The following is an 18,299-nucleotide window of genomic DNA, read 5'->3' on the forward strand; positions in this document are numbered from 1 at the left end:
AACGGGGCGCTGGTCATCGCGCCGAGCGAGCCAAGGCCGCGTGGTGGTGGGCGGCGGCCTTCGCGGCGGCCCGCACCAGTGCCGGGCCCCGATAGATGAAACCGCTGTAGAGCTGCACCAACGATGCCCCCGCGTCGAGCAGGCGGGTCGCGTCGTCCGGCTCCATGATGCCGCCCACCCCGATGATCGGCAGGCGGCCGGCGGTCTCGGTGTGGACGAAGTGGACGACCTTGCGGGCCTTCTCCGTCAGCGGGCGGCCGGAGAGGCCACCCGCCTCGGCCGCCCGCGGCTGGTCCGGCGGAGCCAGGCCGTCGCGGGACAGCGTCGTGTTCGTGGCGATCACGCCGGCCGCGCCGTGGCTCAGGCAGACCTCGAGGAGTTCCGCGATGGCCGGCTCGGTCAGGTCGGGGGCGATCTTCACCAGCACCGGCTTGGGGCCGACCAGGGCCTTGAGCAGGTCGGCGATGGCCGACTTGTCCTGCAGACTGCGCAGGCCCGGCGTGTTCGGCGAGGAGACGTTGACCGCGATGTAGTCCGCGTACGGGTGGAGCAGGCGGTGTGAGGTCAGATAGTCCTCGACCGCCTCCTCCAGCGGTGTCACCTTCGACTTGCCCAGCGAGACGCCGAGCGGCACCCCGATCGGGCCCAGCGCGGCCAGGCGGGTGGCCAGGGCGGCCGCGCCGGCGTTGTTGAAGCCCATCCGGTTGATGATCGCTTCGCTGTCGCGGAGACGGAACAGCCGCGGCTTGTCGTTGCCGGGCTGCGCCTTCGCCGTGACCGTGCCCACCTCGACGAAGCCGAACCCGAGGGCCGGCCAGGCCGGCAGCGCCACGCCGTTCTTGTCCATGCCCGCGGCCAGACCGACCGCGTTCGGGAAGCGGACCCCGAACGCCTCGACCGGCGCCGTCGTCGCGTAGCGGGCCCGCATCAGCGACCGCGCCGGCGCCGGCAGCCCGGCCAGCCGGTGCAGCGTGAACTCGTGCGCCGTCTCCGCGTCGCCACCGCCCAGCCGGAACAGCACCGGCCGGACGGTGGACTCGAAAAGGGTCACCGGGAACCGCCGCGCAGGGCCGCGTGCAGCTCCTGCAACGGGCGGACCGACATGTCGCCGCGCATCAGCGCCTCGATGCCCATGACCGCGGCCGCCACGCCCGGCACCGTGGTGATGCTCGGGATGTCGGCGGTGACCGCCGCGCTGCGGATCTCGTACCCGTCGGAGCGGGCGGAAGCGCCCGAGCCCTGCGGGGTGTTGATGATCATCGCGATCTCGCCCGACTGGATCAGCGAAATGGCGTTCTGGCCGGGGCTCTCGTAGTGCTTCGGCACAATCTCGCAGGCGACGCCGTAGCGGCGCAGCACCTCGCCGGTGCCGGCCGTCGTGACGATGGTGAAGCCGAGGTCGGCCAGCCGCTTGATCGGGAAGACCATGGCCCGCTTGTCCCGGTTCGCCACCGACACGAAGATCTTGCCGGCGGTGGGCAGCGACCCGTAGGCCGCCGCCTGGGACTTGGCGAACGCCTGGCCGAAGCCGGCGTCGATGCCCATGACCTCGCCGGTCGACTTCATCTCGGGGCCGAGCAGGCTGTCGACGCCCTTGCCGGCCGGGGTGCGGAACCGCTTGAACGGCAGCACCGCCTCCTTGATGGCGATCGGCGCGTTCTCGGGCACCGTCCCGCCGTCGCCCTCGGGCAGCAGGATGCCCTCGGCCCGCAGGTCGCCGATGGTGGCGCCCAGCATGATCCGGGCCGCCGCCTTGGCCAGCGGCACCGCCGTCGCCTTGGAGACGAACGGCACGGTCCGCGACGCGCGCGGGTTGGCCTCGAGCACGTAGAGCACGTCGTCCTTGAGCGCGTACTGCACGTTCAGCAGGCCGCGCACCCCGACGCCGCGGGCGATCGCCTCGGTGTAGCGGCGCACCTCGGCCAGGTGCGAGCCGGCCAGGGTGATCGGCGGCAGCGAGCAGGACGAGTCGCCGGAGTGGATGCCGGCCTCCTCGATGTGCTCCATCACGCCACCGATGTAGACGTCGCCGTTGGCGTCGCAGAGCGCGTCCACGTCGATCTCGACCGCGTCGTCGAGGAACCGGTCGACCAGCACCGGGTGGTTCGGGGAGATCTCGGTGGCCCGCTCGATGTAGCCGCGCAGGGTCGGCTCGTCGTAGACGATCTCCATGCCGCGGCCGCCGAGGACGTACGACGGGCGGACCAGCACCGGGTAGCCGATCGCGTCGGCGATCTCCTTGGCCTCGTCGAAGCTGGTCGCCGTGCCGTGGTCGGGCGAGCGCAGGCCGGCCTTGGCCAGCACCGCGCCGAACAGGCCGCGGTCCTCGGCCAGGTCGATCGACTCGGGCGAGGTGCCCACGATCGGCACGCCGGCCGCCTTGAGCCGGTTGGCCAGGCCGAGCGGGGTCTGGCCGCCGAGCTGCACGATCACGCCGATGACGCCGGGGCCGCCGGCCGCCTTGCCCGAGCTGTCCTCGGCGTGGAACACCTCGAGGACGTCCTCGAAGGTGAGCGGCTCGAAGTAGAGCCGGTCGGCGGTGTCGTAGTCGGTCGAGACCGTCTCCGGGTTGCAGTTGACCATGACGGTCTCGAAGTCGACCCCGCGCAGCGCCATCACCGCGTGCACGCAGGAGTAGTCGAACTCGATGCCCTGCCCGATACGGTTCGGCCCCGAGCCCAGGATCAGGACCTTGGGCCGGTCGGAGGGCGCGACCTCGGTCTCTTCGTCGTACGTCGAGTAGTGGTACGGGGTGTTCGCCTCGAACTCGGCCGCGCACGTGTCGACGGTCTTGTAGACCGGGCGCACGCCGAGCCGGTGCCGCAGGGTGCGCACGCCGTCCTCGCCGGCCAGCTCGGGCCGCAGTGCCGCCAGCTGCTTGTCGGAGATTCCCGAGCGCTTGGCCGTACGGATGAGCTCCTCATCCAGCACGGGCGCGTCGAGGATCTCCTGGCGCAGGTCGACCAGCGCCTTGATCTCGTCGAGGAACCAGGGGTCGATGCGGCCGCTGGCCTCGTGCACCTGCTCGACCGTGGCGCCGAGCCGCAGTGCCCGCTCGACCGTGTAGAGACGGCCGTCGTGCGGAATCCGCAAAGCGGACAAAACCTCGTCGAGGGAAGAGGGCGCGTCAGGACGCGTCCAGAAGCCGGCCGCCGACGTCTCCATCGACCGCATGGCCTTGTTCAGCGCCTCGGCGAAATTGCGGCCGATCGACATGGCCTCGCCGACCGACTTCATCGTGGTGGTCAGCTCGGGGTCGGCTCCCGGGAACTTCTCGAAGGCGAACCGCGGGATCTTCACGACCACGTAGTCGAGGGCCGGCTCGAAGGCGGCCGGCGTCTTGAGCGTGATGTCGTTCGGGATCTCGTCGAGCGTGTAGCCGATGGCCAGCTTGGCCGCGATCTTGGCGATCGGGAAGCCGGTCGCCTTGGAGGCCAGGGCCGACGAGCGGGACACGCGCGGGTTCATCTCGATCACGACGAGCCGGCCGTTGTCCGGGTTGATCGCGAACTGGATGTTGCAGCCGCCGGTGTCGACACCGACCTCGCGCAGCACGGCGATGCCGAGGTCGCGCAGGTTCTGATATTCGCGGTCGGTCAGCGTCATCGCGGGCGCGACGGTCACCGAGTCGCCGGTGTGCACGCCCATCGGGTCGATGTTCTCGATCGAGCAGACGACCACGACGTTGTCGTGCTTGTCGCGCATCAGCTCGAGCTCGTACTCCTTCCAGCCGAGCACGCTCTCCTCGATGAGCACCTCGTGCACCGGGGAGGCGGCGAGGCCGGAGCCGGCGATGCGCTCGAGGTCCTCGTCGGTGTGCGCCATGCCCGAGCCGAGGCCGCCCATGGTGAACGAGGGGCGGATGACGACCGGCAGGCCCAGATCTTCGACAGTGGCGCGGACCTCGTCCATCGAGTGGCAGACCCGCGAGCGCGGGGTCTCGCCGCCGGCCTTGGCCACGATCTCCTTGAAGAGCTGACGGTCCTCGCCGCGGCGGATGGCGTCGACGTCGGCGCCGATCAGCTCCACGCCGTACTTCTCCAGGACACCGCTCTCGTGCAGGGCGATCGCGGTGTTCAGGGCGGTCTGGCCGCCGAGCGTCGGCAGGATCGCGTCGGGGCGCTCCTTGGCGATGACCAGCTCGACGAACTCGGGGGTGATCGGCTCGACGTAGGTGGCGTCGGCGAACTCCGGGTCGGTCATGATCGTGGCCGGGTTGGAGTTGACCAGCGAGACGCGGATGCCCTCGGCCCGCAGCACCCGGCACGCCTGGGTGCCGGAGTAGTCGAACTCGCAGGCCTGGCCGATGACGATCGGGCCGGAGCCGATCACCATCACGTGCTTGAGATCTTCACGCTTCGGCATGGGGGTCAGCCCTTCTTTTCCACGAGCTCGACAAAGCGATCGAACAGGTAGTCGGCGTCGTGCGGGCCGGCGGCGGCCTCGGGGTGGTACTGGACGGTGAACGCGGGGACCTCGATGCCCCGCAGGCCCTCGACCACGTCGTCGTTGAGGCACACGTGCGACACCTCGACGCCGCCGAAGTCGGTGTCGATCACCTTGTTGAGCGGGGCGTCGACCGCGAAGCCGTGGTTGTGGCTGGTCACCTCGACCTTGCCGGTGGTCTTGTCGAGCACCGGCTGGTTGATGCCGCGGTGGCCGTAGCCCAGCTTGTAGGTGCCGAAGCCGAGCGCCCGGCCGAGAATCTGACTGCCGAAGCAGATGCCGAACAGCGGCTTCTCGCGGCGCATGACCTCGCGGGCCAGCGCGACCGGCCCGTCCGCCGTGGCCGGGTCACCCGGCCCGGGCGAGAAGAACACCGCGTCCGGGCTGACCGCCAGCAGGTCCTCGATGGAGGACGAGGCCGGGAAGACGTGGGTGGTGACACCGCGCTCAGCCAGCCGCCGGGTCACGTTGCGCTTGATCCCGAGGTCGAGCGCGGCCACCGTGTAGCGATGCTCGCCGACGGCGGAAACGGTGTAAGTGTCCGGAGTGCTGACTTCGCCGGAAAGATCCGCGCCGACCATCTGCGGCTGCGCCTGAACACGTTCAAGGAGCGACGAAGGGTCGAGGTCGACCGATGAGACACCGACCCGCATCGCGCCGCGCGACCGCAGGTGGCGAGTCAGGGCCCGGGTGTCGACCCCGCTGATCCCGACGATCCCCTCGGCCGCGAGCCGGTCACCGAGATCACCGGTCGATCGCCAGTTGGAGGGCCGGCGGGCCGGATCGCGCACGACGTAACCGGCGACCCACATGCGCGACGACTCGTCGTCCTCCTCGTTGACGCCCGTGTTGCCGATCTGCGGAGCGGTCTGGACGACGACCTGCTTGTGGTACGACGGGTCGGTCAACGTCTCCTGGTAACCGGTCATGCCGGTCGTGAAGACCGCCTCGCCGAACGTCTCACCGACAGCGCCATAGGACGTACCGGAAAAGGTCCGTCCGTCTTCCAGAACCAAAATCGCTTTTGTCACTTAACAGCCTTCCCATCGAGGACCGTAGGAACTCCCCGGAGGAACGTCGCCACGATGCGACCCGGCAGGGTGGTGCCCGCGTACGGTGTGTTGCGGCTGCGGCTCGCCAGCTCGGCCGGGTCGACGACCCGGCGGGCGGACGGGTCCACCAGCGTCAGGTTGGCCGGGCTTCCGACGCTCAGGTCGGTGCCGTGGCCGGTGAGGCCCGCGATCTTGGCGGGGGTGCGCGACATGCGGTCGGCGATCAGCTTCCAGCGCTCGCCGAGCACGGAGAGCACGACCGGCAGCGCCGTCTCCAGCCCCACCATGCCGGGCCGGGCGTACGCCCACTCGCACTCCTTGTCCTCCACCGCGTGCGGCGCGTGGTCGGTCGCCACCACGTCGATGACGCCCTCGATCAGCGCTTCCCGGAGGGCGTGCACGTCCGAAGCCGTACGCAATGGGGGGTTGACCTTGAAGACCGGGTCGTACGACGCGGCGAGCTCGTCGGTCAGCAGCAGGTGGTGCGGCGTGACCTCGGCCGTGACGCGGACGCCGCGGGCCTTGGCCTGCCGGAGCACCTCGACCGAGCCGGCGGTGGAGACGTGGCAGACGTGCAGGCGGCTGCCCACGTGCTCGGCCAGCAGCACGTCGCGGGCGATGATCGCCTCCTCGGCCACGGCCGGCCAGCCGGTGAGGCCGAGACGGGTGCTGACCTCGCCCTCGTGCATCTGGGCGCCCTCGGTGAGCCGGGGCTCCTCGGCGTGCTGGGCGATGATGCCGTCGAACGCCTTCACGTATTCCAGGGCGCGGCGCATGAGCCGCGGGTCGGCCACGCAGAAGCCGTCGTCGGAGAAGATCCGTACCCCCGCGGCCGAACTCGCCATCGCGCCCAGCTCGGCCAGTTGCTTGCCGGCCAGGCCGACGGTGACGGCGCCGATCGGCTGCACGTCGACCAGCCCGGCCTCGCGGCCCAGGCGCCAGACCTGCTCGACCACGCCCGCGGTGTCGGCGACCGGCGAGGTGTTGGCCATCGCGAAGACCGCCGTGTAACCACCGAGCGCGGCCGCCCGGGAGCCGGTCTCGACCGTCTCGGCGTCCTCACGGCCGGGCTCGCGCAGGTGGGTGTGCAGGTCGACCAGACCGGGAAGCGCGACGAGGCCGGCCGCGTCGATCACCTCTGCGGAAGAATCCGACTTGTCCGAAATGTGGCCGTCGACAATCGCCAGATCAACCGGATCGGCGCCGAGCACCGACACACCCTTGATCAAGAACGAGCTCACGCCTTGCCCCCAAGCAGCAGATAAAGGACGGCCATGCGGGCGCTGACCCCGTTGGCGACCTGTTCGACGATGGTGGATCGGGAGGAGTCGGCCACCTCGGGCGTGATCTCCATGCCCCGGTTCATCGGGCCGGGGTGCATGACGATCGCGTGCTCCGGCATCTTGCGCATGCGCGCGAGATCGAGACCGTAGCGCCGGCTGTACTCCCGCGCGGACGGGAAGTACGAGTCCTGCATGCGCTCGGTCTGCACCCGCAGCATCATCACGACGTCCATGTCGGGCAGGACGCTATCGAGGTCGTACGACACTTTCGTGCTCTTCGAGAGCGCGGCCGCGACATCGAGCGGGATGAGGGTCGGCGGGCCGACCAGTGTCACCTGCGCGCCCAGCGTCGTGAGCAGCAGGACGTTCGATCGGGCGACCCGGCTGTGAAGCACGTCACCCACGATCGCGACCTTGAGGCCGTCGAGCCGGCCGAGGCGCGAGCGCATCGTGTACGCGTCCAGGAGCGCCTGAGTCGGGTGCTCGTGCGTGCCGTCGCCGGCGTTGACCACCGACCCGTCGACCCACTGGGCCAGGCGGTGCGGCGCGCCCGACGCGGGATGCCGGATGACGACCGCGTCGGCCCCCATGGCCTGCAGGGTCAGCGCCGTGTCCTTGAGGCTCTCGCCCTTGGAGACGCTGGAGCCCTTGGCCGAGAAGTTGATGACGTCGGCCGAGAGACGCTTGGCCGCCGCCTCGAACGAGATGCGGGTGCGCGTCGAGTCCTCGTAGAAGAGGTTGACCACCGTGCGGCCGCGCAGCGTCGGCAGCTTCTTGACCTCGCGGCCGGCCAGGGCGGCCATCTCTCCCGCGGTGTCCAGGATCAGGGTCGCGGTGGCCGCGTCGAGATCGGCCGCCGAACGGAGATGCTTTATCACTTGTCGCTCCCCGTCAGTCGTACCTCGTCGAGGCCGTCCGTCTCGGTCAGTGAGACCCGGACGCTCTCCGAGAGAGAAGTCGGAATGTTCTTGCCGACGTAGTCGGCGCGGATCGGCAGCTGCCGGTGGCCACGGTCGACCAAGACCGCGAGCTGGACCGAGCTGGGGCGGCCCTCGTCGTTCAGGGCGTCCAGGGCGGCCCGGACCGTACGGCCGCTGAACAGCACGTCGTCGACGAGGATGACCCGCAGGCCGTCGATGCCGCCGCCGGGCAGCTCGGTCTTGCCGAGCGCGCGGGTGGCGTGCAGCCGCAGGTCGTCGCGGTAGAGGGTGATGTCGAGCGATCCGACGGGCACGTCGATGCCCTCGAACGCGTGAATGCGGGCGGCCAGGCGCTGGGCCAGCGGCACTCCGCGGGTGGGAATCCCGAGAAGGACGGTGCCGGTGGCCCCGGACGTCTTCTCCAGGATCTGATGAGCGACTCGGTCGACGACCCGGTGCAGGTCGGACGCGCTCAAAATGATCTTGCTGGGCGTGTCGGCACGTGGCTGCGCCACGGCGGACCTCCTTCCCCGCCTCACGGGACGGGTCGTTAAAGGAAGTTCAAGGCAACCCCCGGAGGGGGTCGCCGAACGGGCTGACGCTACGTTACCAGTGCGCGCGGCGTTGACCATGGTGACGTGGCTGACCGTCACCACAGACGGACTAATGCGACAGAAGCATCATGAGGCGCACGACTCATCGGTAACCAACACTTGACCGGAAGTCGCAAACTCCGTACCGTCACGCTGCGTAGCGATCGCGGAGGAAGAACCCTCCGCGGCATGCACAGTGGGAGTGTTCCGAATGCCGTCTGAGTACGCCAAGTCGTTGGGCGCCCGCCTGCGTTCCATCCGCCAGCAGCAGGGCCTGTCCCTGCAGGGCGTGGAGGAGAAGTCGAACGGCCGCTGGAAGGCCGTCGTGGTGGGATCGTACGAGCGTGGCGACCGCGCGGTCACCGTCTCGCGTCTCGCCGAGCTGGCCGACTTCTACCGCGTTCCCGTGTCGGAGCTGCTGCCCGACGGCAGCGGTGTCCGCCTCGAGGCCACCAACAAGATCGTGTTGGACCTCGAGAAGCTGTACGACACCACCGGCGAGGACCTCGCCTACGTCGCGCGGTACGCCCGTGCGATCCAGCAGCAGCGCGGCGACTACAACGGCCGCGTCCTCTCCATCCGCGCCGACGACCTGCGGGCGCTCGCCATCGTCTACGACATCTCCCCCTCGGGCCTCATCGAGCGCCTCACCGAGCAGGGCGTTCTCGTGGCCGACCCGCGCGCCTTCTTCGCCAGCTGATTTTCGCCAACTGAAACGTTCCGGCCCCGGCCGCGACGCGTTTCCTCACCAAGCGAAACGGGCGAATCACAACGCCGGCCTCCCCGCCGGCCACATCCCCCTTCCCCCCGCCGACTCGCCGTGCCGGCCAGGCCCCCCGCCTTCCCGCCGGCCCCGAGTCCCACACGCTGAAAAGCCCGCGGCCCACGCGGGCTTTTTCGCGTTCACAGCGCCTTGTAGTAGCGGACCAGCGGCAGACCGGTGAAGCCGGCCTTCTCGTACGCCGCCCGGGCCGGCCCGTGCCCCGGGTCGCCGCCGGTGGAGACGCTGGCCAGGTCGACGCCGGCCGCACGCATGTGCCGCAGGGCGTGATCGATCAACGCCGCCGCGATGCCCCGCCGCTGCCGGGCCGGGTCGACCGCGATCATCTCGATCTCGGCCGAGTTCGGCTCCGCGTGCGCCGCGTCGTGATGGACGACCGCCACGAACCCGGCCGGGCCGTCGCCGTCGTCGGCCACCCAGCTGGTGGCGGCCAGCTCACGGCAGGTCTGCTCGACCGCCTCGGCCTGCGCCGTGGGCCAGTCGGGATAGAGCCGCCGGAAGACGCGCGGGCCCAGCACCTGCTCGAACGAGGCGAAGACCGGCGCCCACGCGCGCAGCGAGAACTCCACCACGGCCGGAAGATCGGATTCGGTCAGCGGGCGGATCGTGAAGGCCATGCGTCAACCGTCGCAGGCCCGTCCAGCGATTTAGCCCACCCGCGACCACTCGCCGTGATGTCGGCCGTTTTGATCAAGCGTGACGAAAGCCCCGAGCTCGGGAGAGCTCGGGGCTTTCCGGAGCGATCAGCGGGTCGCGAACTCCGCGATGCGGCCGAGGATGCCGTTGAGGAACCGCGGGCTGTCGTCGGTGGACATCGTCTTGGCCAGCTCGACGGCCTCGGAGATGGCGACCGGGTCGTCGATCTCGGGAACGTAGAGCAGCTCGTAGACGGCGATCCGGGCCAGGTTGCGGTCGACCACCGGCATGCGCTCGAGGGTCCAGCCCTCGGCGTAGCTGGCGATCAGCTCGTCGATGCGGTCGAGGTGCTCGGCCACACCCTCGACCAGGCCGATCGCATAGTCGAGGTGGTCCGGGTGGGGCTTGGCGATGCGCTCGAGGTAGGTCGCGAGGACCTCCCGCGGTGGGAGATCGCGCAGATCGGCCTCGTAGAGCACGTCCAAGGCCCGCTTGCGGGCCTTGCGACGGGCGGGCGTCTGCGTCGAGCGAGGGGCATCAGCCATGATCAGGAACGACCGAGGTAACGGCCGTCGCGGGTGTCGACCTTGATCTTCTCGCCGGTGGTGATGAACAGCGGGACGTTCACAGTCGCGCCGGTCTCGACGGTGGCCGGCTTGGTGCCGCCGGTCGAGCGGTCGCCCTGCAGGCCCGGCTCGGTGTAGGTGACCTCGAGGAACACGCTGGTCGGCAGCTCGATGTAGAGCGGCACGCCCTCGTGCGTGGCGACCGTCGCCTCGGCCTCGGGGAGCAGGTAGTTGGCGTTCTCGCCGACCGTCGCGCCGGCGACGGTGATCTGCTCGTAGGTGTCGAGGTCCATGAAGACGAAGTCTTCGCCGTCCTGGTAGAGGTACTGCATCGTGCGCTTGTCGACCGTGGCGGTCTCGACCTTGGTGCCGGCGTTGAACGTCTTGTCGACGACCTTGCCGGACAGCACGTTCTTCAGCGTGGTGCGCACGAACGCCCCACCCTTACCCGGCTTGACGTGCTGGAACTCCACCACGGACCAGAGGCCGCCGTCGAGGTTGAGCACCAGGCCGTTCTTCAGGTCGTTCGTGGAAGCCATGCCCTGCCTTGATTTCTATGGAAGCTGTCGGTGACCGACCGAGTTTACCGGCGGGAACGTCTAACCGGCGAATCGGGCCAGGTGCTCGAGCGCGAGCCGGTAACCATCGACACCCAGACCCGCCACCACACCGGTGGCGACGGCCGAGATGACCGAATGATGCCGGAACTCCTCGCGGGTGTGAATGTTCGAGATGTGCACCTCGATGAGCCGCCCGCCCAGCTGGGCCGCCGCGTCCCGGACGGCGATGTTGTAGTGCGACCATCCGGCCGGGTTGAGCACCACGTCGGCGCCCTCGTCGGCCGCCTGGTGCAGCCAGCGGATCATCTCGAACTCGGCGTCGGTCTGGCGCACCTCGACCCGCACGCCGAGCCGCTCCGCGGTCTCCAGGCAGAGCTTTTCGAGATCGGCGTACGTGGTGTGGCCGTACACCGAAGGCTCTCTCGTGCCCAGCCGGCCCAGATTCGGCCCGTTCAGGACGTAGATCATCGCGCCACCTCCGCGTACGCCCGCTCCAGCAGGCTCTCGTCGGGACCGGTCAGGATGCCCGGCTTGGCCAGGCCGTCGAGCACCACGAAGCGCAGCGTGGCCGCCCGCGTCTTCTTGTCGACCCGCATCGCGCTCAGCAGCTCGGGCCAGGCGCCGGCCGCGTACGAGGTCGGCAGCCCGACCTTCTCCAGCACCGTCCGGTGCCGCCGCGCGGTCTCCTCGTCGAGCCGGCCGGCCAGACGCGCCAGCGAAGCGGCGAAGATCAGACCCACCGCCACGGCGTGGCCGTGCTTCCAGGTGTACCGCTCGCGCTTCTCGATCGCGTGCCCGAGCGTGTGCCCGTAGTTCAGGATCTCGCGCAACCCCGACTCCTTGAGGTCGACGCTGACCACCTCGGCCTTGACCCGGATCGCGCGCTCGACCAGCTCCCGCAGCACGGCGTCGCCGAGGTCGCCCTTCTCGATGAGGTCGAGGATGGCCGGGTCGGCGATGAACCCGCACTTGATCACCTCGGCCAGCCCGGCCGTCAGGTCGCCGGCGGGCAGGGTGGCCAGCGAATCGAGGTCGCACAGCACCCCGGCCGGCGGGTGGAAGGCGCCCACGAGGTTCTTGCCGGCGGCGATGTTGACGCCCGTCTTGCCGCCCACGGCCGCGTCGACCATGCCGAGCAGCGAGGTCGAACACGGCACCCAGCGCACCCCGCGCAGCCAGCTCGCGGCCACGAACCCGGCCAGGTCGGTGACCGCTCCCCCGCCGACGCCGATCACCACGTCGGTGCGGGTGAAGTTGTTGGCGCCCAGCTCGTCCCAGCATCTCGCCGCGACCTCGACGGTCTTGCCCGCCTCGGCGTCGGGCACCTCGATGAGCAGGGTCTTCACGCCCGTCGCGGCCGCGACCAGCTCGGCCCGGTCACGCAGCGGCGCCGAGAAGAGGACGGCGGCCTGTGCGGCCCCGCCGATCAGCGACGGCAGCTCACCCGCCAGCTCACGGCCGACGAGCACGTCGTACGGACGGTCACCGGCCACCTGAATTCGTGTCACCACGGCGAAAACCCTAGCCACCCGGGATGGGGTTATATCTTTCTACCCCTATACGGGTTACACATGAGCCATGCCGAAAATCAACGTCTACCTGCCCGACGATCTCGCCGACGCCGTCCGGGAGAGCGGTGTCCCCGTCTCCGCGATCTGCCAGCGCGCCCTGGAACAGGCCGTCCAGCGGGTCGCCGCCATCCGTGACGCCACCGTCAACGACCTCGACCCGGCCGCCCTGGCCGAGCGCCTGCCCAGCTTCACGGCCCGGCTGGTCACCGTCCTAAGCCTGGCCGCGGAGCGGGCCGGCGCCAGCCTGACCAGCGGCGATCTGCTGCACGGCATCCTCGCCGAGGGCGACAACCTGGCCCTGCAGATCCTGGCCGCGATGGACATTCCGCCCACGACGCTGACCGCGCCGTCCACGGCCGAGCCGACCGGCGACGCCACCGGCCCGCGCTTCAGCCGGTCCGCCGCCATCGCCCTGGAACTGGCCGTCGGCGAGGCGATCGGCCTCGGCCACAACTACGTCGGCTGCGAGCACCTGCTCATCGCCCTGGCCGCCGAGCCCGACGGCGCGGCCGGCGAGGTGCTGCGGGCCCGGGGCGCCGACGCCCGGGCCACCCGCCGCGCGGTCAGCGCGGCCCTCGCCGGATACGCCCACCTGCGCGCCAACCACGCCCCGCGGACCGACATGCTGACGGCCGCGCTGGCGCCGCTGATCGAGCGGATCGAGCGTTTGGAGAGTCGCCTCGACTGAGTACAGTCCGCCACGTGACGGGAATCGAGACCGCACTGCTCAATGTGGGCCGTGCCGTCGTCACGCCCCTGTTCACGCGATGGCTGACCGGCCGGCGGCAGACCCGCGAGCGCACCCTGCCGCTGGCCGACCTGCTCCAGCAGTCGGCCAAGGACGAGTTCACCCGGCGCCGCGGCGAGCGCCAGATCGAGTCGGTCGTCGACGAGGTCGCCGAGCGGCTCGGTCCCCTGATCACCACCCGGTTCGCGTCGCTGCCGCCGAACGAGGCCGTGGCCGCCCTCGACGCCGTGGCCGACACGTTCCACCGGGCCGACCTCACCGACGACGCCCTCTTCGCGGTCGACCTCGATCCCCTGCGCCTCGCCGCCCACCTGCGGCGGAGCGCGCCACCGGCCGCCCTCTCCGAGCTGGGTCAGCGGCTGTACGACGTCGCCCTCGACGATTGCAGCCGCTGCTTCACCCAGTTCGTCGTGCGGACGGCCCCGTTCGGCAACCGCGCCGCCGTCGAGGTGCTCTCCCGCCTGACCGAGCTCACCGACACCATGTCGCAGGCCCTGCGTCATCTCGCGGTGGGCGGTCCGGTCCCGCTCGACTTCCTTCCCCGGTACGCCGAAGCGCTGTCCCGCAAACTCGACATCCTCGAACTCGTCGGCGTCGAGACCCAGTTCCGGCCCCGCACCACGCTGAGCGTCGCCTACATCAGCCTGGCCGTCACCGGCGACCGCCCCACCGGCAAGCCCCAGTGGGAGCCGGCCCTGCTGCGGCACTCCCGCCCCGACAACACCGGCGCCGAACGCGTCGAGCAGGCCCTGGCCCAGCGTCGCCGCACCCTGATCCGCGGCGACGCCGGCGCCGGCAAGTCCACCCTGCTGCGCTGGCTGGCCGTCACCGCCGTCCGCGGCGGCTTCACCGGCCCGCTGGCCGAGTGGAACGGCCGCGTCCCCTTCCTGATCAAGCTGCGCAGCTGGCCGTCGGCCCTGCCCACCCCCGAGCAGTTCCTCACCGGCGTGGCCGACCCGATCGCCGGCACGATGCCCCCGGGCTGGGTGCACCGGCAACTCGCCGACGGCCGCGCCCTGCTGCTGATCGACGGCGTCGACGAGCTGCCCGCCGACCGCCGGCCCCGGGTGCGGACGTGGCTGCGTGACCTGCTCGACACGTACCCCGACTCGATCGTCGTCGTCACCTCGCGCCCGTCGGCCGCGTCGGCGCGCTGGCTCGACGACTTCGACTCCCTCTCGCTGGAACGGCTCTGCCCGGCCGACGTCCGCGCCCTGATCAGCCAATGGCACCGGGCCGCGCGCGACTCGCCGTCCCTGCCGTGCCCGCCGTCCGAGCTGCCCCGTTACGAGCAGGCGCTGCTGACCCGGCTCGCCGCCAACCGTCACCTCTACCGCATGGCCGGCAACCCGCTGATGGCCGCCATGCTGTGCGCCCTCAATCTCGACCGCGAAGCCCACCTGCCGCCCGACCGGATGGGCGTCTATCAGGCCGCGGTCGACATGCTCCTGCATCGCCGGGACACCGAGCGCGGCGTGCCCATGCTGCCCGCCATGACCGTCCGCGACCGCCTCCAGCTTCTGCAGGACCTGGCCTGGCGCCTGTCCCTCAACAACAGATCCGAGCTTTCCCGTACGGAGGCGGAGTCGTACCTGGCCCGTCGCCTGACCGGGATGCCCCGGGTGCAGGGCGAGCCGGGCGCGGTGCTGGTTCACCTGATCGAGCGCAGCGGTGTGCTCCGCGAACCGGTCGACGGCCGGGTCGACTTCGTCCACCGCACCTTCGGCGAATATCTGGCCGCCCGCGAGGCGGCCGAGCAGAACATGGGCGGCATGCTGGCCGGACAGGCCCACCTCGACGCGTGGCGCGAGATCATCGTGATGGCCGCCGGCCACGGCAACGCCCCGATGCGTACCGAACTGATCGAAGGTCTTCTCCGCCGCGCCGACGCCGAGCCGCGCCACCGCCGCGCGCTGGTCCTGCTGGCCACGGCCTGCCTGGAGACGATGCCGGCGCTGGAACCGCCGAGCCTGATCGGCGAGATCCTGGGCCGCCTCGACACCCTGCTGCCGCCGCGCCGCGAGTCGGAGGCCCGCTCGCTGTGCATGGTCGGCGAGCCGATCCTCTCGCGGTTGCCCCGATCCGTGGCCGGCCTCACCGAGTCGCAGGCGGCCGCCGTCATCGACACGGTGACCCTGGTCAACAGCCCGGCCGCGCTCGAGATGCTGGCCGGTTACGCCGCCGACCCGCGCCCCAAGGTGCAGACGCTCCTGATCGACGCCTGGCGCGCCTTCGACCCTTCGGAGTACGCCACGCGGGTGCTGGCCGAGGCGCCGCTCGACGACGGCAGCGCCACCATCACCGAGCCCGCGCTGCTCGGCGCCACCCGGCACCTGCGCCACCTGCGCACCCTCCGGGCCCGGTTCGACCGCCCGGTCGACGTGGCCGGCCTGCCACCCGCGGACGCCCTCACCGACCTGTTCCTGGTCGGCCCCGGTCACCGCAACCTGCACCGGCTCGACCGCTATCCCGGCCTGCGCGAGCTGCACCTCTGGAACGGCGACGCGATCACCCGCCGGGACGTCGAGGGCCTGGCCGGGCTGCCCGCCCTGCACACGTTCGCCGTCTCGGACGGCGGTTCCCTGCGGCCGGACGCGGTGGCGGCGCTCGCCGGGCTGACCGGGCTCCGCTCCCTGCACGTCCGGCTCGGCCCGGAGCCGGCCGACGTCTCCGCGCTCACCGCGATGCCCCAGCTCGACCAGTTGGGCCTCGAAGGCGCACCGATCTCCACCTTCGGTCCCCCGAGCGCGATAGGACATCTGGAACTCGGCCACGGCACCCTGACCGCGGCCGACCCGGCCCGGCTCATCGAGTCCTTCCCGGAGTTACGGGTGCTGACACTCTCCGGCGCCGAGTGGACCGACATCGCCTTCGTCAGCGACCTGCCACTGATCGAATATCTGGTGCTGCGCGACCCGACCGGGAACACGCTGCGCACCTTGCGTCCCCCACCCCGGATGCGCCTGCTGTGGCTGAGCATGGAAGAGGCGATCGACCTCACGCCCCTGGCCCACCTCGATCAACTCGCCGAGATCGCCATCTGGCTGCCGACGGGCCGCACGATCGACCTGTCGCCCTTCCGCGACTGGCACGGCGGCCCACTGGAGATCGCCTTCTCCAAGCGCAACAAGCTCACCGGCCGCAAGGGCCTGCCCCCGGCCGTGCGGATCAGACTGCCCTGAGCAGCTCCGCCACCTCGGCCGCGATCTCGTGCGGCTCACGCCCGTCGGTCCTCACCGTGTGGGTGGCGACCTCGGCGTACAACGGCCGCCGTTGATCGAGAAGGAATTTGAGGGTCGCCCGCGGGTTCAGGTTCAGCAGCGGCCGGCCCGCGCCCAGACCCACCCGTTTGACGGCGTCGCTCAGCTCGACCGACAGATAGACGACCGTGTGCTCGGTGAGCAGCTTGCGCGTGCCGTCGTGCAGGATCGCGCCGCCGCCGAGGGCCAGGACACCGTCGAAGCTGTCCAGCGTCTCGGCGATGACCCGGCGCTCCAGCGCGCGGAAGGCCTCCTCGCCGTCGTCGATGAAGATCTCCGGGATGGGCTTGCCGGCCCGCTCCTCGATGATCGTGTCGGCGTCGGCGAACTCCACGGCCAGCAGATCGGCGACGGCCGCGCCGATCGTCGACTTTCCGGCGCCGGGCGCGCCGACGAAAACGGCCCGCGGCGCCATCAGCGGATGACCAGGCTTTCCAGGTAGCTCGCGAGGTTGCGGCGGATCTCGGCCACCGAGTCCCCGCCGAACTTCTCGACAGCGGCCTCGGCCAGCGTCAGCGCCACCATGGCCTCGGCCACGACACCGCCGGCCGGCACGGCACAGACGTCGGAACGCTGGTTGATGGCGGTGGCCGGCTCACCGGTGACCACGTCGACGGTCTGCAGCGCCCGGTTGAGCGACGAGATCGGCTTGAGCACGGCCCGCACCCGCAGCGGCTCGCCGTTGGTGATGCCACCCTCGAGCCCACCGGCCCGGTCGGTCACCCGGCGCACACCGTCCGCCGTCGGAATGATCTCGTCGTGCGCCACCGACCCGCGCGACCGGGCCTGCGTGAACCCGTCGCCGATCTCCACACCCTTGACCGACTGGATCGACATGAGCGCCGCCGCGAGCCGGGCGTCGAGCTTGCGGTCCCACTGCACATGGGTGCCCAGGCCCGGCGGCACACCGTAGGCGAGCACCTCGACGATGCCGCCGAGCGTGTCGGCGTCCTTCTTGGCCGCGTCGACCTCGGCCACCATGCGAGCGCTGGCCTCGGGATCGAGACAACGCAGCGGATCGGCGTCGATGCGGTCGGCGTCCTCCGGCGCCGGAATCAGCCCGGCCTTGGCCGCCACCGAGCCGAGCTCGATCACATGCGACACGATCTCGATGCCCAGAGCCTGCTTGATGAGCGCCTTGGCCACGACACCGACGGCCACGCGGGCGGCGGTCTCACGGGCACTGGCCCGCTCGAGAATCGGCCGGGCGTCGGTGTGCCCGTACTTCTGCATGCCGGCGAGATCGGCGTGCCCCGGCCGGGGCCGCGTCAGAGGAGCGTTACGGGCCTGAGCGGCCAGCTCCTCCGGATCAACCGGATCGGCCGCCATGACGGTCCGCCACTTGGGCCACTCGGAGTTGCCGACCCGGATGGCCACCGGGCTACCGAGCGTCAGCCCATGCCGGATGCCACCGATGATCTCGATCTCATCCTGCTCGAACTGCATCCGAGCACCACGCCCATAACCAAGGCGCCGGCGCGCGAGATCGCGCCCGATCTCCGCACTCGTCACTTCCACCCCGGCCGGAACGCCTTCGAGAAGAGCGACGAGCGCCGGTCCATGCGATTCACCTGCGGTAAGCCAGCGCAACACCCCCAAATTCTGTCACGCCTCCCTCACCGCCCGCCGCACCCCCACCCGCGTCCCGCCAGCCGGACTCCCACCGACCCCACTCCACCGACCAAATCCTCCACACGACCCTCATCAGACCCTCACCCACCCGCCGACCGAATCCTCGGCACGAGCCCCCTCAGAGCCTCGCCCCATTCCGCCGACCGGATCCTCCACCCGACCCTCATCAGAGCCTCAGCCACCCGCCGACCGGATCCTCCGCACGGGCCCTCTCAAAGCCGTGCCCCATTCCGCCGACCGGATCCTCCACC

Annotated in this window: 16 protein-coding genes; 3 read left to right on the forward strand and 13 right to left on the reverse strand. The window is 70.7% G+C overall.

Translation table 11 applies throughout. From position 1 onward, the window contains the following. Positions 1-13: 13 nt before the first annotated feature. The 6 genes from ACQP2X_RS37015 to pyrR are packed head-to-tail and all read right to left on the reverse strand — an operon-like array spanning position 14 to position 8,216. A complete protein-coding gene (locus ACQP2X_RS37015; protein WP_498689920.1) occupies positions 14-1,051 on the reverse strand; it encodes a quinone-dependent dihydroorotate dehydrogenase in 1,038 nt (345 codons plus the stop codon). Further along, positions 1,048-4,365: a carbamoyl-phosphate synthase large subunit gene (carB, locus tag ACQP2X_RS37020; protein WP_498689922.1), complete on the reverse strand. Its 3,318-nt coding sequence runs from the start codon at positions 4,363-4,365 to the stop codon at positions 1,048-1,050. Before carB ends, ACQP2X_RS37015 begins: the two co-directional genes overlap by 4 nt. A gap of 5 nt (positions 4,366-4,370) precedes the next feature. Continuing rightward, the gene (gene carA, locus ACQP2X_RS37025; RefSeq protein ID WP_498689923.1) at positions 4,371-5,477 is read right to left on the reverse strand and encodes a glutamine-hydrolyzing carbamoyl-phosphate synthase small subunit; all 1,107 of its coding nucleotides are present in this window, start codon (positions 5,475-5,477) and stop codon (positions 4,371-4,373) included. Beyond that, the gene (locus ACQP2X_RS37030) at positions 5,474-6,739 is read right to left on the reverse strand and encodes a dihydroorotase (protein WP_498689925.1); all 1,266 of its coding nucleotides are present in this window, start codon (positions 6,737-6,739) and stop codon (positions 5,474-5,476) included. Before ACQP2X_RS37030 ends, carA begins: the two co-directional genes overlap by 4 nt. Further along, complete coding sequence (locus ACQP2X_RS37035) at positions 6,736-7,659, reverse strand: aspartate carbamoyltransferase catalytic subunit (RefSeq protein WP_498689927.1); 924 nt, start codon at positions 7,657-7,659, stop codon at positions 6,736-6,738. The genes ACQP2X_RS37030 and ACQP2X_RS37035 overlap by 4 nt, the downstream gene beginning before the upstream one ends. Beyond that, entirely contained in the window at positions 7,656-8,216 is a 561-nt protein-coding gene (gene pyrR, locus ACQP2X_RS37040; RefSeq protein WP_498689929.1) for a bifunctional pyr operon transcriptional regulator/uracil phosphoribosyltransferase PyrR, read from the reverse strand. The genes ACQP2X_RS37035 and pyrR overlap by 4 nt, the downstream gene beginning before the upstream one ends. A gap of 289 nt (positions 8,217-8,505) precedes the next feature. Between pyrR and bldD the strand changes: the two genes are divergently transcribed. Next, positions 8,506-8,994, forward strand: coding sequence for a transcriptional regulator BldD (gene bldD / locus ACQP2X_RS37045; RefSeq protein WP_020517563.1), 489 nt, complete (start codon positions 8,506-8,508; stop codon positions 8,992-8,994). 203 nt (positions 8,995-9,197) lie between these two features. On the opposite strand, the gene ACQP2X_RS37050 is transcribed toward bldD, so the two are convergent. The 5 genes from ACQP2X_RS37050 to aroB all read right to left on the reverse strand — a co-directional run bounded on the left by ACQP2X_RS37050 (position 9,198) and on the right by aroB (position 12,348). Next, positions 9,198-9,692 carry a GNAT family N-acetyltransferase gene (locus ACQP2X_RS37050; protein ID WP_498689931.1) on the reverse strand — a complete coding sequence of 165 codons (495 nt, stop codon included), beginning with the start codon at positions 9,690-9,692 and terminating at the stop codon, positions 9,198-9,200. A gap of 126 nt (positions 9,693-9,818) precedes the next feature. Continuing rightward, complete coding sequence (gene nusB / locus ACQP2X_RS37055) at positions 9,819-10,256, reverse strand: transcription antitermination factor NusB (protein ID WP_498689933.1); 438 nt, start codon at positions 10,254-10,256, stop codon at positions 9,819-9,821. Between the two features lie 2 nt (positions 10,257-10,258). Then, positions 10,259-10,816 carry an elongation factor P gene (gene efp / locus ACQP2X_RS37060; RefSeq protein ID WP_097324586.1) on the reverse strand — a complete coding sequence of 186 codons (558 nt, stop codon included), beginning with the start codon at positions 10,814-10,816 and terminating at the stop codon, positions 10,259-10,261. 60 nt (positions 10,817-10,876) lie between these two features. Beyond that, on the reverse strand, positions 10,877-11,305 hold the full coding sequence (gene aroQ / locus ACQP2X_RS37065) for a type II 3-dehydroquinate dehydratase (RefSeq protein WP_498653811.1): 429 nt from the start codon (positions 11,303-11,305) through the stop codon (positions 10,877-10,879). Continuing rightward, a complete protein-coding gene (aroB, locus tag ACQP2X_RS37070; protein ID WP_498689934.1) occupies positions 11,302-12,348 on the reverse strand; it encodes a 3-dehydroquinate synthase in 1,047 nt (348 codons plus the stop codon). The genes aroQ and aroB overlap by 4 nt, the downstream gene beginning before the upstream one ends. Before the next feature lie 67 nt (positions 12,349-12,415). On the opposite strand from aroB, the gene ACQP2X_RS37075 reads away from it, so the two are divergent. Further along, entirely contained in the window at positions 12,416-13,096 is a 681-nt protein-coding gene (locus tag ACQP2X_RS37075) for a Clp protease N-terminal domain-containing protein (RefSeq protein WP_498689935.1), read from the forward strand. A 14-nt stretch (positions 13,097-13,110) separates the two neighbouring features. Then, a complete protein-coding gene (locus ACQP2X_RS37080) occupies positions 13,111-16,338 on the forward strand; it encodes an NACHT domain-containing protein (protein ID WP_498689936.1) in 3,228 nt (1,075 codons plus the stop codon). Here ACQP2X_RS37080 and ACQP2X_RS37085 read toward each other — a convergent pair. Further along, a complete protein-coding gene (locus ACQP2X_RS37085; protein ID WP_498689938.1) occupies positions 16,325-16,831 on the reverse strand; it encodes a shikimate kinase in 507 nt (168 codons plus the stop codon). The two genes, ACQP2X_RS37080 and ACQP2X_RS37085, sit on opposite strands and share 14 nt — an antisense overlap. Next, positions 16,831-18,009, reverse strand: a complete 1,179-nt coding sequence (aroC, locus tag ACQP2X_RS37090; RefSeq protein ID WP_498689939.1) for a chorismate synthase — start codon at positions 18,007-18,009, stop codon at positions 16,831-16,833. The genes ACQP2X_RS37085 and aroC overlap by 1 nt, the downstream gene beginning before the upstream one ends. Positions 18,010-18,299: the final 290 nt, after the last annotated feature.

It is taken from the genome of Actinoplanes sp. CA-131856 (genome assembly GCF_050956135.1).
Classification (GTDB): domain Bacteria; phylum Actinomycetota; class Actinomycetes; order Mycobacteriales; family Micromonosporaceae; genus Actinoplanes.